Source organism: Ruminococcus sp. D54t1_190329_F1, assembly GCF_015551645.1.
Classification (GTDB): Bacteria; Bacillota; Clostridia; order Lachnospirales; family Lachnospiraceae; genus Blautia_A; species Blautia_A faecis.
Genome location: NZ_JADNDC010000014.1, coordinates 73,298 through 99,093 on the forward strand (window position 1 = coordinate 73,298; position 25,796 = coordinate 99,093).

21 protein-coding genes and 1 pseudogene are annotated in these 25,796 nt (G+C 44.2%); 4 read left to right on the top strand and 18 right to left on the bottom strand.

Features of this window, described 5'->3' with window-relative positions; all coding sequences use genetic code 11:
- Positions 1-42: 42 nt before the first annotated feature.
- The 8 genes from I2D69_RS08325 to I2D69_RS08360 form a co-directional block, all read right to left on the bottom strand.
- A complete protein-coding gene (locus I2D69_RS08325) occupies positions 43-3,657 on the bottom strand; it encodes an ATP-binding protein (protein ID WP_195379721.1) in 3,615 nt (1,204 codons plus the stop codon).
- Positions 3,654-5,195, bottom strand: a complete 1,542-nt coding sequence (locus I2D69_RS08330; RefSeq protein ID WP_173769058.1) for a diguanylate cyclase — start codon at positions 5,193-5,195, stop codon at positions 3,654-3,656. Before I2D69_RS08330 ends, I2D69_RS08325 begins: the two co-directional genes overlap by 4 nt.
- A gap of 57 nt (positions 5,196-5,252) precedes the next feature.
- On the bottom strand, positions 5,253-6,341 hold the full coding sequence (locus I2D69_RS08335; RefSeq protein WP_195379722.1) for a GGDEF domain-containing protein: 1,089 nt from the start codon (positions 6,339-6,341) through the stop codon (positions 5,253-5,255).
- A 329-nt stretch (positions 6,342-6,670) separates the two neighbouring features.
- Positions 6,671-8,119, bottom strand: a complete 1,449-nt coding sequence (gene miaB / locus I2D69_RS08340) for a tRNA (N6-isopentenyl adenosine(37)-C2)-methylthiotransferase MiaB (protein ID WP_195379723.1) — start codon at positions 8,117-8,119, stop codon at positions 6,671-6,673.
- Between the two features lie 458 nt (positions 8,120-8,577).
- Positions 8,578-9,090: a DUF6465 family protein gene (locus I2D69_RS08345; protein WP_118578057.1), complete on the bottom strand. Its 513-nt coding sequence runs from the start codon at positions 9,088-9,090 to the stop codon at positions 8,578-8,580.
- A gap of 275 nt (positions 9,091-9,365) precedes the next feature.
- Positions 9,366-11,444, bottom strand: coding sequence for an ATP-dependent DNA helicase RecG (gene recG / locus I2D69_RS08350; protein ID WP_195379724.1), 2,079 nt, complete (start codon positions 11,442-11,444; stop codon positions 9,366-9,368).
- A 425-nt stretch (positions 11,445-11,869) separates the two neighbouring features.
- Positions 11,870-13,555, bottom strand: coding sequence for a DAK2 domain-containing protein (locus I2D69_RS08355; RefSeq protein ID WP_148462004.1), 1,686 nt, complete (start codon positions 13,553-13,555; stop codon positions 11,870-11,872).
- A gap of 21 nt (positions 13,556-13,576) precedes the next feature.
- Positions 13,577-13,936, bottom strand: coding sequence for an Asp23/Gls24 family envelope stress response protein (locus I2D69_RS08360; protein ID WP_117851829.1), 360 nt, complete (start codon positions 13,934-13,936; stop codon positions 13,577-13,579).
- Positions 13,937-14,148: 212 nt separating this feature from the next.
- Between I2D69_RS08360 and rpmB the strand changes: the two genes are divergently transcribed.
- Positions 14,149-14,334 carry a 50S ribosomal protein L28 gene (rpmB, locus tag I2D69_RS08365; protein ID WP_118578056.1) on the top strand — a complete coding sequence of 62 codons (186 nt, stop codon included), beginning with the start codon at positions 14,149-14,151 and terminating at the stop codon, positions 14,332-14,334.
- Positions 14,335-14,778: 444 nt separating this feature from the next.
- Here the strand turns inward: rpmB and I2D69_RS08370 are convergent, their stop codons facing one another.
- From I2D69_RS08370 to I2D69_RS20940, 5 genes are all read right to left on the bottom strand, one after another.
- On the bottom strand, positions 14,779-14,916 hold the full coding sequence (locus I2D69_RS08370; protein WP_173715983.1) for a hypothetical protein: 138 nt from the start codon (positions 14,914-14,916) through the stop codon (positions 14,779-14,781).
- 140 nt (positions 14,917-15,056) lie between these two features.
- A complete protein-coding gene (locus tag I2D69_RS08375) occupies positions 15,057-15,440 on the bottom strand; it encodes a GerW family sporulation protein (protein ID WP_148462003.1) in 384 nt (127 codons plus the stop codon).
- Positions 15,441-15,442: 2 nt separating this feature from the next.
- Positions 15,443-16,609 (bottom strand): DUF2953 domain-containing protein, encoded by a 1,167-nt coding sequence (locus I2D69_RS08380; RefSeq protein WP_148462002.1) that lies wholly within the window; start codon positions 16,607-16,609, stop codon positions 15,443-15,445.
- A 4-nt stretch (positions 16,610-16,613) separates the two neighbouring features.
- On the bottom strand, positions 16,614-16,925 hold the full coding sequence (locus I2D69_RS08385; RefSeq protein WP_148462001.1) for a hypothetical protein: 312 nt from the start codon (positions 16,923-16,925) through the stop codon (positions 16,614-16,616).
- Positions 16,926-17,092: 167 nt separating this feature from the next.
- Positions 17,093-17,212, bottom strand: a complete 120-nt coding sequence (locus I2D69_RS20940) for a DUF6783 domain-containing protein (protein WP_308768455.1) — start codon at positions 17,210-17,212, stop codon at positions 17,093-17,095.
- Between I2D69_RS20940 and I2D69_RS20945 the strand changes: the two are divergent.
- Positions 17,171-17,281 (top strand): annotated as a pseudogene (locus tag I2D69_RS20945) (DUF6783 domain-containing protein); the annotation flags it as partial. The gene I2D69_RS20940 and the pseudogene I2D69_RS20945 sit on opposite strands and share 42 nt — an antisense overlap.
- Positions 17,282-17,327: 46 nt before the next feature.
- On the opposite strand, the gene I2D69_RS08390 reads toward I2D69_RS20945, so the two are convergent.
- From I2D69_RS08390 to I2D69_RS08410, 5 genes are all read right to left on the bottom strand, one after another.
- Positions 17,328-17,783: an NUDIX domain-containing protein gene (locus I2D69_RS08390; RefSeq protein ID WP_021925514.1), complete on the bottom strand. Its 456-nt coding sequence runs from the start codon at positions 17,781-17,783 to the stop codon at positions 17,328-17,330.
- 96 nt (positions 17,784-17,879) lie between these two features.
- Positions 17,880-19,361 (bottom strand): penicillin-binding transpeptidase domain-containing protein, encoded by a 1,482-nt coding sequence (locus I2D69_RS08395; protein ID WP_195379725.1) that lies wholly within the window; start codon positions 19,359-19,361, stop codon positions 17,880-17,882.
- Positions 19,285-20,658 (bottom strand): FtsW/RodA/SpoVE family cell cycle protein, encoded by a 1,374-nt coding sequence (locus tag I2D69_RS08400; protein WP_173769065.1) that lies wholly within the window; start codon positions 20,656-20,658, stop codon positions 19,285-19,287. Before I2D69_RS08400 ends, I2D69_RS08395 begins: the two co-directional genes overlap by 77 nt.
- 6 nt (positions 20,659-20,664) lie before the next feature.
- On the bottom strand, positions 20,665-22,872 hold the full coding sequence (locus tag I2D69_RS08405) for a U32 family peptidase (protein ID WP_173736109.1): 2,208 nt from the start codon (positions 22,870-22,872) through the stop codon (positions 20,665-20,667).
- A 143-nt stretch (positions 22,873-23,015) separates the two neighbouring features.
- Positions 23,016-23,423, bottom strand: coding sequence for a cell division protein ZapA (locus tag I2D69_RS08410; RefSeq protein ID WP_148461999.1), 408 nt, complete (start codon positions 23,421-23,423; stop codon positions 23,016-23,018).
- A 1,191-nt stretch (positions 23,424-24,614) separates the two neighbouring features.
- On the opposite strand from I2D69_RS08410, the gene I2D69_RS08415 reads away from it, so the two are divergent.
- Together I2D69_RS08415 and I2D69_RS08420 are read left to right on the top strand one after the other, a co-directional pair.
- On the top strand, positions 24,615-24,806 hold the full coding sequence (locus I2D69_RS08415; RefSeq protein WP_195379726.1) for a hypothetical protein: 192 nt from the start codon (positions 24,615-24,617) through the stop codon (positions 24,804-24,806).
- 282 nt (positions 24,807-25,088) lie between these two features.
- Positions 25,089-25,631: a Uma2 family endonuclease gene (locus tag I2D69_RS08420; RefSeq protein WP_195379727.1), complete on the top strand. Its 543-nt coding sequence runs from the start codon at positions 25,089-25,091 to the stop codon at positions 25,629-25,631.
- The last annotated feature ends 165 nt before the right edge of the window (positions 25,632-25,796 follow it).

Sequence of the window (25,796 nt, forward strand, 5' to 3'; positions counted from 1 at the left end):
CCGCCAGAGTATATAAAAAGCTCTGGCAGGTACTGGCTCACATCATCCTTTCTGTCCTCGAAGCCATTTTTCAAGGACAGAATAAATCACATTCATGTCAATTGGCTTAGTCACATAATCACTCATCCCACACTCTGCAGCCCGGCTCTCATCCTCCTGGAACACATTTGCGGTCATGGCGATCACCGGAATATTTTTCCAGTAATCGCTCTTTCCTGCACGGATATTTGCCGTGGCCTCATAACCATTCATCACCGGCATCTGAATATCCATGAAGATCAGTTCATAATAATTCTCCGGCCGGGTTCCAAGAAGCTTGATCGCATCCTGTCCATTCTCTGCCACATCCACGATCAGACCGGATTCGGACAAAAGCTCGTAAGCAATCTCCCGGTTCAGCTCATTGTCCTCCACCAGCATGATCCTGCGACCCTTCAAAAAGCCCGGATCCTTTTCCTTCTCTTCACCAGCCTCTGCTGCCAGTAAGGCCTGGTCAGCCTCCTTCTCTTCTCCCACAAGCTTCAGATCCAGCCGCACAAGAAACGTCGTACCTTTTCCCTGAATGCTCTTTACCTCAATACTTCCACCCATCTGCGCAATAATAGACTTGGCAATAGAAAGTCCCAGTCCTGTTCCCTGGGTAGCATTTGTCATGCTGTTATCTTCACGGGAAAAAGGCTCAAACAGCTTCTTCTGAAATTCTTCCGACATTCCGATTCCATTATCCTTCACCACAAAAGAATATCTTGCTTTGCCCTCTGCAAAGCTATTGCCCTGGGTTACCTTTACCTGCACACATCCATGCTCAGGCGTGTACTTCACTCCATTTGAAATCAGATTGATCAAAACCTGCCTGAGTCTTACCGGATCTGCCAGCACATGATCGTCCCGGATTTCTTCTATATCCATATCGAAAATCTGTTGTTTATCAACAGCTGCCTGACGGCATACTCCATCCACAATTTTCATGGTTTTGCTCAGGTACAGTGGTTCCTCATGAAGCGTCGTATCCCCACTCTCAATTTTCGACATATCCAGAACCTCATTGATCAGCTCCAGAAGGTGTCTGGAAGAATCGTCGATCTTCTGAAGACAATCCAGAATACGCGCAGGATCGTTCAGATGATTCATGGCGATCTGGGTCATACCAAGTATTCCATTCATAGGAGTGCGGATGTCATGGGACATACTGCTGAGGAAAATGCTTTTTGCCTTGTTTGCCTCTTCTGCAGACTGATATGCCTCCTTCAGACTGTTCATCAGCTGTTCATTTCTGCTGTGGCTTTCCTGAACATCTGTCGCGATCACAGTCATCATGCCAGGCATAACATTTTCCTCGTCCAGACAGATAAACTGGAACCGCACCCAGCGGTAAGCATCTTTTGCCCTGATCCGGGCTTCACACTCATAGCTGCCCTCCTGCTCCAGAAATATATGGGAAAGCTCTGACAGTCTGATTTTCAGCCGTACTTTTTCCCAATCACCCGGTTCGCAGTTTGGCGCCAGATATTCTTTCAGGAAGTCTCCATAATAACCGTCCGGAATCTTTTTATCCAGAAGTCTCTGGTTTCCGCGGTAGTATACCTTGTATTCGCCAGACATCATATCCACATACAAAATGATCAGAGAATTCCTTGCCAGTGCTCCAAGAAGCTGACGGCTCTCGTTTCCGCTTTTGTGAAGGAAATCGAGAATCGTATCTCCCTCTTCATCACTTTGCTTCCGGCTGCTGGCTTCCCAGTTTTCAATATCTGTGAACAACCTGCTCTCTTCTATTTCAGTTTGATCTACTGCCTTGCCATATACCGAATAACAGGTACGGATGCGTCCCGCTCCCAGCAGATATCTGAGATCTGCCTGCAGTTCTTTGTCCTCTTCCAGAAACTCCACCAGCTCCGGACAATAAACAGAACCCTTTCCCCAGGAAAACTCCTCCGCTACCTGTTCCAGCTTCTTGGCATTCTTATAGCTTCGTCCCACAAAGTCAGTGGCTGCATCCAGACAATCGCTGATATGCAGTATTTCAATAAGAATACGCTCATTTGACCTGGTATTGTCAAAATCTGCCGGATATCCTATTTTTCCATCCCAGGATTTGTGATGTCCCAGAACAGCATCCCGATATTTGCGAAGAGCCGGAATCTCCTCGACGAATTTAGCCCCTTCACAGGGATGGCTGAAAATACCATTCTTTTCCCTTTGTGTCAGCTGCCGTGACTGCTTGTTCACAATAGATGCAAGTCTGATCATTCCAATATCCAGAAGCTGTGCAGACTGGGAAACATAGTCCAGAATCGTCTCCTGATTTTCCAGCACTTCCACCACATTCTCATAACCAAAGGTTCCAATCAGAAGCTCCGGCCGCTTTTTCATCACTACATTCAGAATTCGCCTGGCAATCTGCTCCACCATTGCACTGTGCATGGCAGTGCCTTCATCCCGGCTTACCATGATCTGCATAAGAACCAGGGTGTTTATTTCATCTCCGGTAATATATTTCAACACATCCCTGAGAGAACGCCATACTACATCATTCACAAAGGTATCGTTTTCTGTCCTGGACAGCCTGCGAATAGCATGCACATAATTGGATACACAAAAATCACGGAGATCTGGTGCTCCGTGATATTCATCCGCATATTTCTCCAACAATTCCAAAATCGTCGGCAGATGGTTGATCGCAACCTGAAAATAGCGGCTGTCAGAAAAAGACACTCCCTCCTGGCTGTCCAGATCGTCATGCTCCATACTGTGTTCACAGAATTTCCGATAATCCTCCAGAAGCTCTGTGCAGGTTATCTTCCCCTGATAGAACAGACAGGACTTATAATTACAGTATATTTCATCCAACATTTCGTAGGGCTCCGGATTCTTCTCAAGCTCACGCTGATAATATTCTTCCAGAACCCGGGATGCTCTGGAAAGAAGCTTCGGATCAATCTCCCTCACGGTAAATCTCAGGACTGAATTTCCAAGAAGATCATAATTCAGTTCTTCGATCAGTTCATCAAAATCAAACCTCTCTCCGTCTAATTCCCGGACTTTCTCATCATTATAAAATTCCAGTGCCTCATCAATGTACTGCAAAAGCTCCTTGGACGTGTCCAGGTTAAAGTTCATCAACACGATCGGAAAATTATAATAGGAAAAAAGGATTCGCTTCCTTACGTCAAAATCCTCAATCTCAAAATATCTGGAAGAAAGTGCCCGCAGTCTGTCAAAATACATGGCTCCTTTCTTTCCATCTTCATCACTGAAGGGACGGTTATAAAAATTTCCCAGAAGATTCAGGGTCCAGATATAAGAGTCCAGATCATCACTTTTCTGAAAATATCCATCCAGAAGCTCCAGAATTTCCAGCATGGCAAGGTTATCCTCATAGCCCTCCTCATCGGCCATGCGGATCTGATGCAGAAATTCTCTCGCCAGTTCCTCGTTCAGGCTCGCCTCCCCGTCAAGGAAGGGGCGGATATACAGATTCAGAAGTGCCTCATTCTCAATGTAAAGCCTGCGCATCATTCTGGATTTGTTCTTCAGATTTTCGATCCACGCCTCCTGGTCTTCTGCCTTCAGCAGATTCTCCTGAATCTGATCTTCCGTCTTCAGATTTTCTTTGTATTTGGTGTAAAAATGAATAATATTTTCCCGCGTGATCATTCCGCCGCACCTCTTTTGGAAATACGCTCATGATTCCGGCTCTTGCACTGATACATTCTTTGATCCGCTTCCTTCACCAAATCTGCGATTTTTCCCTTTTTTTCCTCAAATGCCACAATGCCATAGGAAAAGCTGATGTTGCGGATTTCTCCGTTAATATCAAAATGGATCGGGCTCTTTTCCAGAATTTCGTTTAGCCGTTCCTGTATCTGCTCCGGCTCCAGTGCAGACAAAATAAGGAACTCATCTCCTGCATACCGGTACAGAAGATCCTGCCTGTCCATAGCACACTTCATATTCTCTGCAAAACACACCAGGTAACGGTCTCCGTTTTCATGGCCATAGCAGTCATTGATCAGCTTCAGATAATCCAGGTCAATAAATACAAGGCTGCCCTTCTTATGATTCTTCATAAAGCGCTTGCTGTTGTGGTCAAAAGCCGCACGGTTCAGACAGCCGGTAAGGGCATCCTTCTCCATGGACACCTTCAGGCGTTCAATCCGAAGCTCCTCACGGGTAAGGAGACGTACCATCTGGTCGTAATTCTCCTTCTCCTGCTCCAGAGACTCCAGATACATTCTCTCGAATTCCGGTATCTGTCTCCGAAGCTCTTCCCGGTCACTTCCGTATGCAGCCGTGCGCATAAGCTTATAAACCGGACAGAAGCTTCCGCTGAAATTCCGGGCATTCTTAATGTAGCTGCCAATACGTATAATATCGTCCCAGCGTTCTTCCTCCGCCATTACCTGAAGGAACTCTCCGAAATAGCAGACGCAGAAGCTTAAGGTATCCCTGGCACCCTCCCCGGCTTCCATTTTCTTCATATAGCTGTTAAATTCTTCCGCAATGACCGCCTTGTCTTTTTGCTGGTAAAGGCGAAGATACAAGTCCGTAAATTCCTTCTGAAGCAGGAAAAAGGCTCTGCCATCTTCAGGAATCTCCCGTTCTGTAAGAATCGCCTGCATATCCACTGCCGCCTGCTCCGCGCCTGCAACATCTCCCATGCCCAGCTTCACGTAAACCTTGCTGTCATAATAGACCAGCTCATTTAAAGTATCCGAATTCCAGAAATCCACACTGCTGTCACAGGGATCCAGTCTGGAAATATCCATCATTTTCTCCAGATAAAAATCCGCCTCAAAAAACAGTCCACAGTCTGAAAAAGCGGCTACGATAGTGTTATAAACAGATTTCAGAGGGGATCTTAAGGTAAATCCGGAATTGGCATATTTCAGGCCATATTCCACAATCTTCGGGGGAAAACCAAGGCAGAAATAAAGTCTTACCAGGGCAAGATAAAGTCTGGATTTCTCCTTGGAACGCTCCATGTGAACTCCGGCCTCCCGGCAGATTTCGATCAGAGGATAGGCATATTCCCGAAAATTATAGGCAAAAATCCCATAACTTATATAATAGATTTCTTCTGTATAAACAGTAAAATCCGATATCTGCTTCAGCTCCTCCACACAGCGTGCCACATCCTCTTTTGTCCAGGTTCCTGTTTTTACTTTATTTTTTATTTCTTCAACTGTATACATACAAGTTTTATTCTCCTGCTTATTACTGTTGTTAATTCGACAAAAGACCCGGTGAGTTTAATAGATCACCCGGTCTCTTCCCTGTTCTTTGCCCATATAAAGTTTCGCATCCACATTTTTCAGCAAGGTGTCTATATTGGACTTGAAATCATTCTCCTCCACGCCAAACGTCATAGTAACCGGAATCCATTCTCCCCTCCAGTCAAACAGATCGTTGCCCAGCTTCATGCGAAAAGTGTTGAGCATAAAGCATACTTCGTCTCCGTTCATATCCGGGAAAAAGAAGATGAATTCTTCGCCTCCCCAGCGGCACAATTTGGCATGCTCACCCAGTTCCCGGCTCATGTGCTGTGTGATCCATACCAGTACCGCATCTCCGCAGTCATGTCCCCAGTGGTCATTAATTCTCTTAAAGAAATCAATATCGCCCATACCAATGGTAAACGCCATAACAGGCTCTTTCCTGCGCTTCTCCGTAATGTACTGTATCATCTGACGGCGGTTCCACAAACCTGTCAGCGGATCGGTCCCTGCCTGTTTCTTCAACTGCTCATTATACAGCACCAGCTTCTTCTCCGCAGATTCCACATTGGAGCTGAACATACTGCACGCTACAGCCATAAGCACAAACGTCACAATGGTATTTATGATCTGTAATACAACTGTAGCCGTTTCTGTCAGGGCAAAAACAGAAATATTTACCCTGCAGTACAAAAACAGGCTGAATCGTACTGCAAACAGAACTACTGTATAGCTGACCTTATACACAAGAGAATTGTAGACAGCAAAATATACCAGTACCAGCATCTCAAACATCAGATGCTGAATACCGCAGTCCCATCCATAGAGAATCACAAACACAATTATCCATGCCAGCTGCAGACTGCTGCAGACAAGCACACTGGTGTGTACCTTCAACCGGTATGTTGCATAAAAAGCAGCAACCGCCATTGCTGCGAAAATATATCCTGTCCAGACCTCTGTCTTCGGTCCCACAATGCAGAATACTAACGGAATGATCAGAAAATAAAGTCCCAGAATCAACAATATAATTCTGAGAAGGAACAATATACGCTGAGGCTCATTCTCATGAACTGCTTCTTTCCTCAACAATGCATAAAATTTCCTGCACAGCCCTTTAAACATTACAGGTGCCGCCTTTCCCACGAGTGTTCAATATAATAATATTGCACTATTTATCACAAAAATGCAACCTTTTTTGTAATTATTTATATTATTTGCGCTTTTTACTTTACGGTTCAATGGTAACGTTCCGCGAGGTGTTTTTTGTGAACAAAGTTCACAGGAAACCCGGGGATCTCAGCGCGAAATCATGCGAATACATGATTTCTGCGCATCGCAAAGCGTGTTACTGGTCACGGAGTGACAGTAGCCTTTTTGCCAAATATTGCTTTTTATTCATAGTCAGGATTACAGAATCAAAAAATCTGATATATAAATCTTCGGCAGGTGCTTTAATCCTCCACTCTTGTTCCCATGTAATAGAAGCCTTTACAGGTATCCAGACGCACCTTCACATACTTGCCAAGAAGATCCGGGGTTCCCGGAAAATGAACCAGCAGGTTGTACTGGGTTCTTCCTGTGAAAATCCCCTTCTCTTTGCTCTCCGTCTCAACAAGAACTTCCTGAACTTCGCCCTGGAATCTGGAAGAAACTTCTCTTCCTTTCTCCTGAACCAGCTTCAGAAGGCGGTCAAAACGATCCTTCACCACATCCTCCGGAACCTGATCCTCCATCTTCGCCGCAGGAGTGCCGCTTCTCTTGGAATAGATAAAGGTAAATGCAGTATCAAAATCAGATTTCTCCACTACATCCAGAGTTTCCTGAAAATTCTCCTCAGTTTCACCCGGGAAACCTACAATAATATCTGTAGTCAGGGAAATATCCGGCACCGCTGTACGGATTTTCTCCACCAGTCCCAGATACTTCTCCTTATCATAATGCCGGTTCATGATCTTCAGGATACGGCTGCTGCCAGACTGCATAGGCAAATGCAGATGATGGCACACCTTCCTGCTCTTACTCATATATTCGATCAGCTCATCAGATAGATCCTTCGGATGAGAAGTCATAAACCGGATTCTCTTCAGTCCCTCGATCTGCTCCACCTTCTCAAGAAGCTGTGCAAACGTCACCGGATCCTTCAAAGTCTTTCCATAAGAGTTTACATTCTGTCCCAGAAGCATAACCTCTGTAACGCCATCCGCCACCAGAGCCTCTATCTCTTTCACAATCGCCTCCGGCTCACGGCTTCTCTCACGCCCTCTTACATAAGGTACAATGCAATAGCTGCAGAAATTATTGCATCCAAACATAATATTCACGCCAGATTTAAAAGAATAATTACGCTCTGTAGGCAACTCCTCCACAATCTTGTCCGTACCCTCCCAGATATCGATCAGCTGGCTGTCAAGATTCTCCATCTCATAAAACAACTCTGCAAACTTAAAAATATTATGGGTTCCAAACACCAGATTGACAAATGGATAATCCTTCTGGATCTTATCCACAACCTGCTTCTCCTGCATCATACACCCAAACAAAACAATCTTCATATCCGGATTAGACTTCTTCAGACTATGCAGCTTACCAAGACGGCCATACACCTTAAGATTGGCATTCTCACGAACCGTACAGGTATTATAAATCACAACATCCGCATCCTCTGTTTCCTGTCTCTTAAATCCAATCTCATCCATAATCCCTGCGACAACCTCAGACTGCTTCTCATTCATCTGACATCCAAACGTCTGCAGACAATAAGTAATCCTCCGTCCCAGCTCCCGCTCCCTCAAAGCCACCATCTCCGCCAGCTTCGCCATATAATAATACTGACGCTCTGTATCATCCTGAGGCGGTGTAATACCCGTATCTATCTTACTGAAATCAATCTCATTAAACATACTTTATTCCTTTCATAAAAAGACCCCTTGTCAAATCAAGGGGCTACTCCTGTCTATATCTAAATATTTTATCCTATTTACCCCCTTTTGTCCAGCAATTTATTTCCCCACACTAAGCACTGTCCTGCACAACTTTTCTCCACCCTATACAATTTTTCCTATCCCCAGGCGCTGCCTGCAGCCGCCGTCCCTTCCCAGTAACCAGTGAGAGGAAGTGGGTGCCGTCTGGGGGCATTGCCGAAATGGGGCGTCTGGCGAGCATAGCGATCTATAAAATTGCACTGTCTGAGCCCTGCAAGGGCGAGTTTGCAATTTTATAGATCACTAGGCGGCGGAGCCAGACACCCCATTTCGGCACCGCCCCCAGACGGCACCCACTTCCTCTCACGTCCCTCGAAATCAAAAAGGCTTCAGGGAACGCACTCACACACTCCCTGAAGCCATTCATATAGGGAAAATTACAGTTCTACGTAATGTCCCTCTGCTTCACCGTTTACTACATAATATGCCTTATTCTCTTCAGTCTTAACGTAAACTTTAATATCCTGGATATCTTCTTCTTTCTTTCCGGTCATCTCTGTCCAGGCCTTTTTCACATTTGCTACTACATCCTTAGTAGTAAATTCCTTGCCTGCATACTGAATAAAAATCTCCTCAGCTGCAACAGCAGCCTTCTTAGCAGTTCTTCTAACAGCAGGCTTCTTAGCCTCTGCCTTCCCAGCTGTCTTAGCCGGAGCCTTTGCAGTCTCCTTAACAGCCTCTTTCGCAGTCTCTTTAACACTCTCAGTAGCAGCCTTAACAGTCTCTGTAGCCGCTTTCACAGTCTCAACAACAGCTGTCTTAACAGCCTCTGCCTTACTTGGCTCAGCCTTTACCTCTGCTGCAGCTGTAGCTTTAACCTCAGCTACAGTCTTAGCAGCCTTCTTGGCCGCCATTGTTTCTGCCTTTTTTGTAGTTCTCTTCGTAGCCATTATAATAGCCTCCTTGACGGTGAATATAATCTTCGTTTTCGCTTCTATGATAGAATACTACGAATCATTTTTTTTTGCAAGTTCTGATAAAATCCCCCTTGACAAACCATTTCTCTGAATTCATAGGTAAAAGTATACAAACAAAACCTGTTAATTTTAGGAAATCCTCGGGTACAAATCTTAAAATCCTGATAATTTTTGTTTTCTTGCACAGTTATTACCAAAAAAAGGATGGATTTTCTTATTTTTTTCGTCATCTATTTCCCTGCAAAACCTTACAAACCAAGGTTCTCAAGGTCATATTTCATATAAGCATTCAATCTTTCTTTCAATTTTTCGTGCTGGGACAGCTCCAGCTCCCTGTCAAGCTCCAGAATTCCTCCTGCGGCGTCACTGGCAGCTTTCAGTACATCTGAATCCTGATAAATATCTCCGATCCGGAACTCCAGCTGTCCGCTCTGACGGATTCCAAACAGATCTCCCGGTCCCCGAAGCTTCAGATCCTCCCCTGCTATAAAAAATCCATCATTCGATTTATTCAAAATCTCCAGTCTTCTGGAGGTCTCTTCCTCTTCATTTCCCTGCATAAAAATACAGTAAGACTGATACGCTCCACGTCCAACACGCCCTCTCAGCTGATGGAGCTGTGCAAGTCCGAACCGCTCTGCATTTTCTACCATCATCACCGTAGCATTTGGCACATTTACACCTACTTCCACTACTGTAGTAGACACCAGCACCTGGATTTCTCCCCTTGCAAACTGTTCCATGATCCCGTTCTTTTCCTTGGGCTTCATTTTTCCATGGAGCATTCCAATGGTGATGTCTGATGGGAAAATCTCCCTCAGCCGTGCTGTATAGTCCGTCACGTTTTCCCCGTCTGCCCCCTCACTTTCTTCTACCATAGGGCAAATCACATATGCCTGGCGCCCTTCCCGCACCTGCCTTTCTATAAAGGAGTAGGCTTTCGGGCGATAAGATGTGCCAACTACACAGTTCTTAATCGGGAGACGCATGGCAGGAAGCTCATCTATAATGGAAATATCCAGATCCCCGTATACAATGATTGCAAGAGTTCTGGGGATGGGAGTGGCACTCATAACCAGCACATGCGGTGCATTTCCCCTGGTGGTCAGCGCCTCTCTTTGCTTCACGCCAAAGCGATGCTGCTCATCAGTGATCACAAGACCAAGATTCTCGTACACCACTTTTTCCTGGATCAGGGCGTGAGTTCCAATGATCACATTTGCCTCCCCGGATGCAATTTCTCCATAGATTCTTCTTTTCTCTTTCTGGGTGGTTGAGCCAGTAAGAAGAACCGGATGGCAGGATGAAATCTCCTGTTCCTCCATCAATTTCGTAAATGCTTCAAAATGCTGATTTGCAAGTACCTCTGTGGGCACCATCAATGCTGCCTGATAGCCATTTTCCACAGTAAGGATCATTGCCAGAAAAGCCAGAATCGTTTTTCCGCTTCCAACGTCGCCCTGAACCAGCCGGGACATAAGGGTATGCCCGCAAAGGTCTCTTTCGATCTCATGCCAGGCGTTTAGCTGTGCCTTTGTCAGATGATAAGGAAGACCTTCCATAACCTGTTCTGTGGTCCATACCGGCTTCATGGGAAAAGCATTGGGAGCTTCTTCTGTTTTTCCCTTCAAGATCTGTACTGCCAGAATAAACAAAAGAAATTCGTCAAACACAAGGCGTTTTCGCGCCGCCAGAAGTTCCTGCATATTGCCTGGAAAATGGACAGTAGAGATGGCATAATTATCATCTGCCAGGTGATAAAATTCCTTAATCTCATCTGGGAGAAATTCTGTCTGCAGGCTCTGTTCATCCAGGATCTGGTGCATCAGCTTGATTATCAGTTTGTTTGTAAGCCCTGCAGTAAGTCCGTATATGGGCTGCATGCTGTGAAGGATTTCCTCATAAGCCGCCGGAGTAAAAATCTCCGGATGCTCCATCTCCAGGTGACCTTTTTTTCTGGAGATTTTGCCGCGGAAAATGAAGCAGCTGCCTTTTTTCAGGGTATTTTTTAAGTAGGGGGCATTAAACCATACCACAGGAAGTCTTCCGGTGGTATCTGCCACAGTGACGGAGATCACCTGGAGATTACGAATCCTGTTTACATAGACTCCGGCAGTGACAGTTCCACGAACAGACACCACGGAGTTCTCCTTCAAAGAACCAATTTCCTCCGGTGCCTCATATGAGTCGTAATTTCTTGGATAGTAATGGAGCAGGTCATCTGTTGTGGTGATACCGATCTTCTGAAATAGTTTTTCCGTCTTTTCTCCTACTCCTTTTAGTTCCCGAAGAAGCTTTGCCACTGTTTTTCCCCTCTTTCTGACCATTCATCTCTGTTTCCGGGTCTTTCTTCATTTGCCCGAAAAGCGTTCTCATTATTTTACAACAAAGACTGCCAATTTTCCATACTTATTTCACTTTGCACATGCTAACCACTTCGAACTCAATAACAGCTTCACGGTGCGCAAAAAACTTAATATTACCAATGAGCCTATGTTTATTGTTAAAGAAGACAGGGCGGAAATCTTCCACCCTGTCTTCCATCTCTTTATCACTCGCCGCCCTGCAGCTATTCATTAGTTACTGTTCACTCCGTGACCAGTAACGCGCTTCGCGATGCACAGAAAAACGAACCTTCTTGTGACAAGCACAAGAAGTAGCGTTTGCTACGCAAACTTAATTCTCGGGTTTTCTGTGAACTTTGTTCACAAAAAACACCTCGCGGAACGTTATCAGTGAACAGTAACATTCATTACTCAACAGAAATAATGTAATAATAAATCGGCTGTCCACCCATATTTACCTCTACTTCGCAGTCCGGATATGCTTCCTCCAGCTCTGCAGCAAGGCTCTCGGCATCCTCTTCTGTGGTCTCAGCACCGTAGTAAATGCTGATCACCTCAGAATCCTCGTCTACCATAGCTGCCACCATCTCTTTGGCAACATTCTCACGTCCCTTGCCTACTGCAAGAATTCCGTGATCACCGATTCCCATAATATCGCCCTCGTGGATTTCTTTCTCATCCAGTCTGGTGTCGCGGACTGCGTATGTTACCTGTCCGGTCTTCACCATGGATACAGCCTCCATCATGGCTTCCAGATTCTCTTCTCCGTTCATTTCCGGCTGGAAGCTGATCAGAGCTGTGATTCCCTGCGGAATCGTCTTGGTAGGAACTACCACGATCTCTTTGTCCTCGGTAAGGTCTCTCGCCTGGTTTGCAGCAAGTACAATATTCTTATTATTCGGGAAAATATAAATAGTATCTGCATTTACTTCAGCGATGGCATTGAGCATGTCCTCTGTACTTGGGTTCATGGTCTGACCGCCCTCGATGATATAATCTACATTCAGCTCTTTAAACAGGGTGGAGAGTCCTTCTCCGACGGAAACACTGATAAATCCGTATTTCTTATGCTCTTTGGCGGCTTTCACAGCAGCTTCCTTCTTCTCCTGTTCTTCCTGCTCCCGTGCAAGCTTCTCGGCATCCTTGATCAGCTTCTCCTGGTGTTCCTCACGCATGTTATCAATCTTCATGCGGGAAAGTGCACCGTAGGTAAGCGCTTTCTCGAATGCCTGGCCAGGATGATTGGTGTGTACATGTACCTTCACGATTTCATCATCTGCTACCAGTACAATGGAATCACCAATTGATGTAAGGAACTCCTTGAAGCTGTGAAGCTCCTCGTCCGGAAGAGGCTTGTTCAAAAGAATGATGAACTCCGTGCAATATCCAAATTTGATATCTGCTTCTGCCTGCTGGGAAATCCTGGTCACTGCCGGACCGGAAGATACTTTCTCAAATGCAGAATAGTCGATTTCTTTTCCAAGATAACCATCAAATGCACCACGGAAAACTTCCAGAAGTCCCTGTCCGCCTGAGTCTACTACACCTGCTTCTTTCAGGACAGGAAGCATTTCCGGTGTGCGGGCAAGTGTCTTCTCAGCATGCTCGAAAATGGCACGGAAGAAAAGCTCCAGATTCGCAGATTCCTCTGCAATCTCAGCAGCCTTTACTGCAGCCTCACGTGCTACTGTAAGAATGGTACCTTCCTTCGGCTTCATAACCGCTTTGTATGCAGTCTCTACAGCCTTCTCCATAGCAGCTGCGATCACAACTGCATCCATTTCTTTATGTCCCTTGGTTCCCTTGGTAAAGCCTCTGAGAAGCTGGGAAAGAATAACGCCTGAGTTACCTCTGGCTCCACGCAGGGAACCGGACGAAATAGCCTTGGCGAGTGTCTCCATATCAGGATCTGTAAGACTGCTTACCTCTGATGCAGCTGACATAATAGTCATTGTCATATTCGTACCGGTATCTCCATCCGGAACCGGGAATACATTCAGCTCGTTGATCCATTCTTTCTTCGCTTCCAGGTTCTTGGCTCCTGCCAGAAACATTCTGGAAAGTATCTTGGCATCTATGGTCTGTCTATCCACCACAAGTTTCCTCCTCTAATCCTAATCTATTGCACGAACACCTTCTACGTAAATGTTGATTTTCTCAATCTCCATTCCTGTAAAAGCCTCGACTTTATATTTTACATTGTTTACAAGATTATCTGCAATAGTGCTGATATTCACACCGTACGCCACGATTACATGAAAATCAAGGCGAATCTTATTATCTTCTGTGATCTTAACATTTATACCATGCTGTAAGGAATCTCTCCTGAGCAGCTTTACAAGGCCGTCCTTCATGCTGACAGCGGCCATACCGATAATACCAAAACATTCTACTGCAACGCTTCCTGCATAAGTCGCGATTACATCCGTATCAATAATGATCTGGCCAAGGCCGGAATCTATACGTCCCTTCATATGGTTTACCTCCATTAATTTGATTTTCAAAATGTATATACCATATTATACCCTTTTTTCATTCATAACACAATGTCCAATTTTAGCACGCATCCACGCAAATAGCAAATTTATTTTAAATTGTTTTAAAATTTTCCTTTTTTTGCTTGCAAAATGTTTTTCCATCTGTTAGAATATGAACTGTTGAAAAAAAGCGTCAAGGAGGTGCTATCATGGCTAAATGCGCAATTTGTGAAAAAGGTGCTCATTTCGGAAATAATGTGAGTCATTCCCATAGAAGATCCAATAAGATGTGGAAATCAAACGTGAAATCCGTTAAGGTTAAAACTGAAGGCGGAGCTAAGAAAATGTACGTATGTACTTCCTGCTTAAGATCCGGAAACGTTGAAAGAGCCTAAGAAACACCTGCCCTCACAGTTTTGTGGGGGCTATTTTTTTTGTTTCCCGGATAAGCATTTTCTAAGTGTGTTTGAAAAATCATTCCCGCAAAATATGGCACACATTTTGCAGAAAGCCTTTTTCAACAAGCTCCAGAGCAGTTTCTCCCAGACAGAAATTATTTTAATAAAATGATACCAGTGTCAAAAGGTCAAAAAGCTGTTCGTGCTTGCACGATAAGGCTTTTGAGCTTGGGACACGCCAAATATGAGAAAGTAGCAATTTACGCAGTAAATCAGCGGATTTCGAATATTTGGAGGATTGCGGGAGCAGCGTAGCTGCGTAGCAATCCGGGTATCAAATGAGTGTCAAAAGACCTTTTGACACTCATTTCATAAAATAGATCATTACATAAAATGTAAATGGGTATGAAAGGATTCGCTGATAATCTTTTCATACCCATTTTATTTACAAAATAAATGATAGCCACACAGCATACACAAAGCTGCTGCAATCAGAAGTGCGGTGGTCTCAGAGACAAGCAAGCCGATCACCATTCCAAGTCCGATGAAAAACAACATAAAACCAAGAGCTTTTCCCATAATTCATACAGCCTTGCCTCTTTGGTTTAGTATATTTTATGCTGAAATGCCACATCTGAACACATTAACTTCTAAAATAACCGCCTGTATCTTTTATAATCAGTTACCTGATCAGACAGCTGACAGATATGACTGTTTTCTTAGAGCGTGTCTGAAGCAGGATCTACAGTTTCATCCGCGCTGTTATCTCCGCCAGGTGCGAAGCGGTTTACAAAGTCAGGAACCATATCCAGAACTTTAGTAAGACCATCCTGGTTCTTTACGTTTACAAGCTTGGTGGTGCCATTCTGGATTACCAGAACTGCGCATGGGCTCATCTTTCCGGCGAGACCTCCGCCGCCATTGTTCTTTTTATCACCTGCAAATGCACCAGCGCCTACACCAAAGGATACATCCACCAGTGGAAGTATAATGGTGTCTCCTACATGGATCGCATCTCCTACCACTGTCTTCGCAGATACAAATCCATCCATTCCCTTAAACAGGGAGCTTACGGTTTCTTTAAAGTTGTTTTCGTTTTCCATTTCTAGTCCTCCTTATGCTTCCATCGGTTGATAACGTATTTTATATTTTTATTGAAGTAAATCTCTATTGCTGCCTTGATAAGCACAATGCCATAAATACGACCTTTCAGAAATACATTTCCAGTCAGCTGGTTCTCTCCATCAAAAAGCGGATTCACATGAATCCTGTTCTTGTGAAATGGAAAGGTCATACCAAGCACTGCCAGAACTGTCCCGGTAATGGCCGGATCATCGCATCCAAAAGTAACATCACCTTCCAATTTCGTTGGAAGTACATGATGGAGCAGACCTTTTGCATCTTTCCATATAAGAGAAATTGCAGCCTTGGTCCGTTCATTGGTAAGAAATTCTTTCCACCAGCCAAGCTTATCTGTGATTCCTGAAATTGTTTTCTTTATATTTTTAATTTTCTCAATTATACCTTTAATTATTGAAATAACCTTATTCCACAGATTACCCGGGAATCGGATTATTTTGCTTAGTATTTCCCAAATACGCGTAATTAAGCCGGACTTTGAAGCAGATTTGATATTTTCTTCCTGCTTCTCTGCTGATGGCTTCCCTGTCTGCGGTTCTGCTGTATTATTTTCCAACAGCACCGCCTCAGTTTTTGGCGCATGATCTTGAAAATTCTCTGCTGCATGTGCTTCAGGCTGAGATGCTTTCTTCTCAGTTTCTATGCGAGACTCTGCCATCTGCTTAGTTTTCTCTTCAGCAACAGCATTACTCACATTCGACTCTTCACCAGAAGCTTCTTTTACATCTGGCTTTTTTGTTCTGTTCTCCTGAGATATTCCCTTCGTTTGCGCAGATTTCTTTTTCCTCTTCTTTGCCTTACTCCTGGAGGTTTGGCTGACGGAGTTCTTTCTTCTGCCGCCTTTTAGCTTCTTAAGCCAGCCTTTTATAGTTTCTAATGAAACTCCAAAAAACAGGACCACCAGCTTTCCTTCTCCATTATGAAAGCAAAACCTGACGCCTATGACGTGGAACAGCCAGGTAATTCTGGCTTCCAGTTCTGTCTCCTTGAAGCTGCCGGTCTCCTTCACAGCCCTCGCCTGGTAGCGTACCGGGCAGAACAACAGAAGAAGCACTGCCAGAAGCGCAAGTCCCAGCAGGATTCCCAGTATGATCAATATAAACTTTATGAGGATCCACAGTATATGTAACATGCGCTCACCTGTTCTTAAAATATTCTTTTACCTGAAATGCACCTGTCTCCCCGTAAATATTCTTCACAATATCTACTGCCAGATCAATGGCTTCGTCTTTTCCCTTCGCCATACCAACAATCTCAGGACATCTGGCATAATAGCTCTTCTGGATCAGCATGTAGGACGGTACAATTTCAAGAAGATTTCCCGGATTCTCAGACAATGTGACCAGATAAACACCAAAAGCCACCCTGCCTGCGTCAATCCTCCTCCGTGCTTTTGCCGCGTCTTTGATTCCTTCTCCCACATAATAGTCTTCTCGCCATTTCAGCATATTCGGCACAACTCTCCTTTGTTATTACTGCTTGACATACACCTTTTGTTATATTAATGATTCCCTTCTCTGGAAATTTTAAACATTTTGCAACTATTCCGCAAAGCATTTCTTGTGAACCTCGTTCACAGAACGAACCTGTCAGATGCTAGAGCGTGTTTGAAAAATCATTCCCTAAAGCGTGTTTGAAAAAGGCTTTCTGCAAGATGTGCGTCACAATTTGTGGGAGATCTTGTCCGGAGGAGGGCGCCGTATCGGGCTACGGCAACCGAATTCGGGCAAAATATACCGCAAAGTGGGGCGTGCAGATTGCGGGAATGCTTTTTCAAACAGGCTCTAGCAACATTATCATATAATAAAGGCTGCGTAAATCAGCTACGCAGCCTTTATTCTCCCCATGAATCAGAAATATTTCTGCTGCCTGTCCCATAATCCGGCACTTCGCAGTTCCAGATATTCCTGGTACGCCTTCTCAACGATCTGCTTCTCGTTTGCAAAACGAAGCAGATGGTAAATCTCGTGAAACTTGTAATACCCGGAGTCCACGAAAAATTCCTCTCTTTGAGGCTTGCTATGATAATTATCCGCCGTCATAAGATACCAGTGTACCTCTTTATTGACCATGTCTTCCGGCACTGTGAAATTGTATTGGCTCTTGCCTACATACTTCACAATGGAAGCTCTGACATCAGCTTCCTCCTTCACTTCCCGCAATGCGGTCTGCTCATGAGTCTCTCCTGGCTCTACGGTTCCTTTCGGTAAAACCCAGCCTTCGTAACGGTTTTTGTAAGATTTATATAGTGCAAGAATCTTACCTCGATGAATTACCACACCGCCACAGCTCGTTGCTTCTATCATGCTGCAATCCTCCTGTAATGCGTGTGTTTTCTAAACTGTATATAGTATACCTCTTTTTCAGAAAACTGGCAACAGGGAATATAATATAGATTGCTGTTAGTTGGCGTAATAAGCATCAAAAATCTGTCCCGCAATCGGAACTGCTGCCTCACTGCCGGAGCCTCCATTCTCCACGATCACAGCGACCACAAGATCCGGGTCATCCACATTGGAATAGCCAATAAACCAGGAATGGCTGTGTCCTTCCTCGTCAAACTCCGCGGAACCGGTCTTACCTGCTACTGTATAGCTTCTGCCGGAAAGTGCGGAAGCTGTACCGGAATCAACCACCTGTTTCATTAATTTGCCAAGAAGATTGGCCTCGTTGGAACTCATCAGCCGTTTATAAGCTACCGGCTCTGTCTTTTTTACTGAATCGCCATTATCATTTGCCACCTCGTCAATAAGATAAGGTTTCATCAGAACACCGTCATTTGCAATGGCACAGGTGATCAATGCCATATGCATAGGCGACACAAGAGTATTGCCCTGTCCAATGGCAGTCTGCATGATCAGAGGAGTTACGGAATCTGCATCAAGGGAAAAGCTGCTGGTTCTGTAGGAGTTCAGCGGCAGACTCTTATTAAACAGAAGATCCTCTGCAGTCTCGCGAAGAGATGCACCCCCAAGACCAACTCCAATATCTGCAAATGCACAGTTGCAGGAATTTGCAAATGCAGAATAGAAATTCTCCTGCCCGTGAACTGTATTGTGATAACAGTGGATCGTGTGATCCTGCAAGGTGATACTTCCCTCACAGAGATAATTGTATCCCTCAAATGTTCCCTTTTTGCGGAAATAATCAAGTGCAGTCACAACCTTAAAGGTAGAACCTGGCGGATATGCACCATTTGTGGCTCTGTTCAGAAGACTGCTGTCATTCTCATCGTTGACCAGATAGTCCCAGTTGTCCCCAATGGTATTTGGATCAAAATCAGGCTTGCTCACTTCTACAAGTCTTTTTCCGGTAGATGGTTCCATTACCACAACAGCCCCTCTTCTGTCACCCAATGCATTGTAGGCAATACTCTGAAGATTGGCATTCAGGGTAGATACAACTGTATCTCCGGTATTCTTCTCATTAAGGAACTGGTTCTTCATCTGAGTCAGAAAAAAAGAATGGGAAGTCAGAAGGGTAAAGTTCGCTTCTGATTCCAGACCGCTTTTTCCATTGGTATCATACCCCACAACATGAGAGAACATATTGGAATATGGATAATTACGTGTCTCAGTTCCATCCTCACTTACATTGGTCTGCGCCAAAACCTGTCCATCAGAAGACAGGATCTTACCTCGTACTACACGGTCGGAAAAGGAATCCTGTCTGGTATTGTAAGGACTGTTAATAAAATCATCGCTTTTAAAGCCATCAAAATAAATCAGATACCCGATCATACTGATAAAAATAATCCCAAAGAAGATGGAAACAAAGGTATATTCTTTATTTCTGGCTTTGCGCTTTTTAGTAATCTCTTTCTTCCGCTGCCTCAACAGCTCTCTGTCTCGCTCTCTTTGCTGCCTCTCGTCGATGTCTCTCAATTTCTTCGTCCTCGTCCTCTCTATAAATATACAAGCCCTGGATAATAGCGATCATCAAAATCATACACATTATGGAACTTCCTCCATAGCTGACCAGAGGAAGGGTCACGCCTGTCATAGGTATGAATTTGGTGGCACCTCCAACGGTAAGGAACACCTGAAACGCATATTCCGTACCAAGACCAATGGCGATCAGTTTATAAAACGGATTCTTAATCTGCAGGGCAATCTCCACGATAGTAAGGAAAAAGCTCATACACACAAAGATCAGGCAGATGGCAAAAATCCCGCCAAGCTCCTCGCAGATTGCACTGAAAATAAAGTCGTTTTTTACAACCGGAATTTTCTCCGGAGAGCCTTGGCAAAGTCCCATTCCAAACCATCCGCCTGTACCAATGGCAAACAGGGACTGTACGATCTGGTATCCTTCATTCTGATAAACTGCCATAGGATCTTTCCATGCACTGACACGCTGCCTTACATGGCCAAACAGGTGATATGCCACTACAGCGCCTGCTGTACCGCCTGCAATTCCAATGCAAAGGTATGCCGGCTTCCTAGTTGATACATAGATCAGCACCAGATAAGCCACAAAAAATATTACAGCACTTCCAAGATCTCTTGAAAGCACCAGGATTCCCACATGAAGACCTGCCACAATAGTAGCCAGCACAACTTTCTTAAAAGTTACCTCTCTTGCCAGAAGGGATGCCATAAAGAACACGAAGGTCAGCTTGATCACCTCGGAAGGCTGGATTCCCATCAGAGAGAGCTTGGCGCCGTAACTTGTCTGTGCCAGAACAAGAACTGCTCCAAGAAGAACAACTCCAAGCCCTGCATACACCCAAGTGAGATCCTTGAGAAATTTCATCCTGCGGATCATAACCGGAATCACCAGCGCCACTGCACTTCCGCACGCAACGATCAAAAGCTGCTTATTGGCAGAGGCAATATCCAGCCTGCACAGCATTATAAATCCAACGCTTAAAAGCATGCACATGTTATTTAAAAGCAGCATAGACGCATTTTTATAAATTCTGCGGTATAAAATAAGGATCGCAGCAAAATATATCATCATTTCTGCATAAAAGATGACAACCTTAAAATCAAAGGTTTTCAGAAAAATCACAACAAATGCGGTAAAATCCAGGAAAAAGGTTAAGGTGATCTGACTTCTTAAAAGTCCTTTCCTGTCTGAAGCGTGTTTCCCGACAACAAGGTAGTAGCACAAAACTGTGTACACGATCATCAGTGTCAGGATCACATATTTGGATAATTCAACAACAATATTAATCATACGCCTTTACTCGGCTCCTCTTTTAAAATGACCTTTTGTAAACTCATATTCGTGAGATACCCGGCCGCCATGATATGCAGCCACAAAATCTTCCACGATCCGTTCTGTCTCTTCCCTGCTTTCTATGGTAAAAGCCAGTCTTACAGATGAAACACCAAGTTCTTCCACCCTGCCTGCTTCCTTCAAAAGCCCGTATGGCAGACTGTTATAGATGATATTATAACATGAATCTGCCGCCTTTGTATTTCCCATTTTCCATGGGCGGCAATAACAGACCACAGGAAATTCCTTGTCATAACGGTCTTTCAGAACAAGCCTCTCCTCCTGTCCATTGCAGCCGGAAGTATTCTTGCGTACACACTGGGCGCTGTGCATAAGAGGCAGACGGCCGTAGACAATCATCTCACTGCCTGCATTTTCCCTGTGGCGAAGTTCCTTCTCATTCAGCTCCAGGGGAACTGTATTTCGAAGGATTCCCTGATCTTTCCAGAAACGGATGGCTTCATCATTCCAGGTATACAGGGAGTGATCCAGCACACACTTGTCTGCCAGTCCCATCTGTGCCAGTGCACTGTAGGACTCCAGATTCCGCACAAGAAATCCGCTCAGCCCTGCTTCCAGCCACTTTTTCACCTGCTCCATATAACCTTCCGGTGGATTTTCTCTTGTAATATGAGGAAGAGAAAGGTACATTTCCTTTCCATTATCAAGACCTGTCTGCAAATGTTTCTCCATTAATGCGTAAGGAAGATAAATGCCCTGGATTCCGGTCTTTTGGCAGAGGACTTCAGAAGCATCCTCGTTTTCACAGGACACGTAAACCGGAATGTATTCCTCTTTATTGCGGGGAACATTATCATGAATCACAACATCACGGATTTTTGCCGGAGTCTCTTCTGCAATTCTCTTAACCCGCTCGTCTCCCACATTTCGCCTGTATTTTCGTAAAAGCTTCTCCTTCAGATTCTCTAATGCCTGATGCCGCGCCTCATTTAAAGTCTTCATGGGAACAAAAACGGAATCCTCCATATAAATTTCCAGTTTTTCCCATATAAATGAGGTGTTTCCCAGCTTGTCCATCTGCTGACGCACTCGTTCTTCCGTTACCGGCTGGCTCTTTGCGTATTGTACTTCTCCAACACATTCATATGCATCTTCTCCCTGGCAGGAAACATGAAGAAGGACCGGAGAACCGGGGACAAGGTGAAGTTCACCTGTGATTTTCTCTTTCAGCTGCTTCGTTTCCAGGAAAACTTCCCCTGTTTTTTTCTCATTTGTAAAAGCCATCATCTGAGGACCATTTCCCATCTGATAGTAGCCTGTACAGGAACCGCCTCTGTTAAACAGATCCAGAAGATATTTTTTATCTTTTTCTGTCACATGATAATTCGCAGGTCCTTTTTCAAAAAGAAAATCCAGATATTTCCGATACATACCGGTAACGCCAGCAGTGTAAGCCGGCTGCTTCATTCTGCCCTCTATTTTCAGAGAAGTAACTCCCGCTTCTATAATTTCAGGCAAAATTTCAATGGTGCAGATATCTTTCAGGCTTAACGGGCAGAATTCTCCTTTTCCATACTCTTTTGCCCTGAAATTCTTCACCTGGTACGGCAGACGGCAAGGCTGGGCACAACGACCTCTGTTTCCGCTTCTGCCTCCTAAAAGACTGCTCATCAGACATTGTCCTGAATAGCTGTAGCAAAGTGCTCCATGGACAAAAGCCTCTATCTCAATTGGACAGGCTTCATGCATGCGTGAAAGCTCCTGAAGGGACAGCTCTCTTGCTGCAACCACCCGGGTTGCTCCCTGTTCTGCCAGAAACTTCATACCTTCCGGGCCGGTCACCGTCATCTGTGTACTGGCATGAAGATGAAGCTTGGGAAATTCCCTCTTCAGAAGGGAAAATACTCCCATATCCTGAACGATCACTGCATCAAGACCAGCGTTATAGTAAGGTTCCAGATAGGAAACCAGGTGTTCATTTAGTTCTTTGTTTTTCAACAGGGTGTTGACAGTGAGGTATAGCTTCCTGCCATGAATATGTGCCACATCAATAGCCCGAAGAAGCTCCTCTTCATTAAAATTCTGGGCATATGCCCTGGCTCCGAACATCGTACCACCTACATATACGGCATCTGCGCCTGCTCCAAGCGCTGCCTCAAAGCCTTCGTAGGAGCCGGCAGGAGCCAGCAATTCTATATTGTTCTGGTTCAAAGTTTGTCCTCCATTTTATGTGAAAGTCTCAGATCTCAGCAGAAAAAATACCGCCTCAGTCCACGGCATTTTTCTCTTATCTGCCAGACAGACGATTTGCTGATAAAGGAAAAGAGGAATCACCTAAGCAATCCCTCCTGCTATTATTTCAGCATTTCATCCAGTTCTTTTTCCAGTTCTTTTACTTTACCTTCCAGAAGATTCTTCCCGTCAAGAGCTTCCTGCTCATTCTTCTGTGCTTCTTCAATCTGCATGCGAAGGGAAATAAGCTCGTGCTTCAGGTCATACATCTCCTGATCCTTCTGCTGCAGGTCAAGTTCGTAAGTCTCCACCTGCTTCTTCGCCTTGAAGTAATCGTCTGTAATATTCAGGCTGAGAAGCATATGCTTGGTCTCCATAGGCTGTCTGCCGTATCCTGGCACAGTCTCCAGCTCTCCTATCTTCTTATTCATATATGATGCAACCTGCTGGAAATATTCCTCTGATTCATATCCTCCCAGGGTAATGATCTTACCCCCGATGATCACCTGTGCTGTATTCTTGACCGCCATTCGTTCAAGCCTCCTGTATCTTTATACTACCAGATTCTCCTTACACTGTTACACGAAAATAATCCGTCGCTTTCATTCTATAGCCGGTAACCTTTTCGTGGAATATTATCTGTAAATCTAATATTCTCACAATGTGTCCGGAAAAACCAGTCTGTTTACTATCTTTTCGTATCATAATTTATGTAAGCACTCCTATTATAATCGAAAAGTGTTGAAAAGTATAGGATTTTTTACAAAATTATGAAAAGTGCCTGTTTTACTGGGTTTCACAAGGCACTGTTTAGCATTTACTTCTCCTTTATCCGTTGCGCTGAGGGGAATGAGTATGTTATAATACGCACAGCCCCTTAATTTTGCTGAATGTCGGGTTACTTTGCCTTTATCAGAGTTGCCGCTCTGGTAAGGGCTTTTTTATTAAATTTCTTTTCCATCATGTGTAATCTGAAATAAAATGGTACACATCACACCAGAAAAGAAAATTAATACTGCTTCTGTTGCTGTGAACATCTCTCAAGCTCCTTTCTTTTAGCATGCTCTATGAAGAGCTTCACCAAAACTGATCTGCTTACCACTGCGATAAACTTTCCATGCTTTCAGCATGATCTTGCTAAGGTTGTACTTCATATCATAATCCCCTTTCTGTTATGAAAAACTATAGGCTACGTGATGATTTTTCCCCTGTATCTGTTTCAATGGTAAATTGTTCGTCTTTAGGTCTATGCCCCATTCTGTAGCCATATAACGCGCATGTTGTGCAAGTACACATTCTTACTTCTGCCAACTGTCCGCAGCAACAATCAAGGCATTTCTGCCGAATTGCTTTTATTGGTGTTAATTTCGCTATTTCTTTCAGCTCCTTTCTCTTCTGGGAATCCCGATCAGCTCCGGCAGGTCTTAAACCAATCTTGGCAACTTTTGTTCCTTTGCTTACCCTTGCCCGGTATTATATTGGTGGCTCCGGTGTGCTTTCGCTACTTCGTTTTCACCCTTCGCTGTTGTTCTGTTCTCTTGAACTGATTATAGTATACTGCGTACGTAGTTTCTTATCTATTGACATTTCACACAAATATGTACGTAGTTTTTCTATGTTTTTCACTGTGTACATAGTTGACTTTTCATGTTATACTATGTACATAATAGGAAAAGTGTAAGTGTTCGTTTACACGCCATATTCAGAAAGGAGCAAACCACATGCCAGAATCATCTGCTAAAGCTAAATATGATATTGAATATGCCAAAACAAAATTGAAACGTGTTCCTCTGGATGTCCAGAAAGAAAAATACGAAGAGATAAAAGCCGCTGCCACTGCTGCCGGTGAATCCGTAAACGGCTACATCAAGAAAGCAGTAGATCAACGAATGGAACGAGAATCTAATGAGTAAACTTTCCAGAAAATACCACCCACAAGAGAAAATCAAAGCCCAGAAAATTTGTGGCACATTCCGGCTCATATTCTTCAAAATCCCTTTGTATCTATGGCTTGGATTGCTCTTCATAGTATTTTGTGTTACAAAATGCAATATAGCAGCTGTATTATTGCTCTGTGCTTACCCTGGCGCATATATCTGGCTATGGCTGCTTATATGGCATTTCATAACAAGGAAATGGGAATTCTTTGTATAACAAAGCTATTTTATTATTCTATCAAGAAAGGATGTGTTACTATGCCATTACCACAGCGTGAAGATTATACAATAGAAGATATCTATGCTTTACCAGAAGGAACCCGGGCAGAGCTGATTGACGGCCAGATCTATTACATGGCTCCACCTACCAGAAAACACCAGGATATCGTTGGCGCATTGTACCGGAAGATTGCAGACTACATTGACAGTAAAGGTGGTTCCTGCAAAACCTATGTCTCTCCATTTGCCGTATTCCTAAACGAGAATGATAAAAACTATGTAGAGCCGGATATCTCCGTGATCTGCGATTCAAGCAAGCTCAACGATAAGGGTTGTACTGGTGCCCCGGACTGGATCATTGAAATTGTTTCACCAGGCAGCAGGCGAATGGATTACTTCACCAAGCTATTCAAATACCGGACTGCAGGTGTTCGTGAATATTGGATTGTGGATCCACTCAAGAACTTTGTCATTGTCTACAACTTTGACACCAGCGATTCCGAACAATACACCTTTGCTGATACGATCAAAGCAGGCATTTATGAAGATCTGTATATTGATTTCAGTAAAATGGATTTTTAAGGCAAGAACCTGAAAGAAAAAAAATAAGAACAAAGAAATAGCCGCCCTGCTCTCTGGTGATATGCCCCTTGTCAAGTAGACAGGTGAGATATCTAAAGGTAAGCGACAAAAATACCTACATTTCATTTTGGAGTGTAGGTATTTTTATGCACACCATTTCTCTTT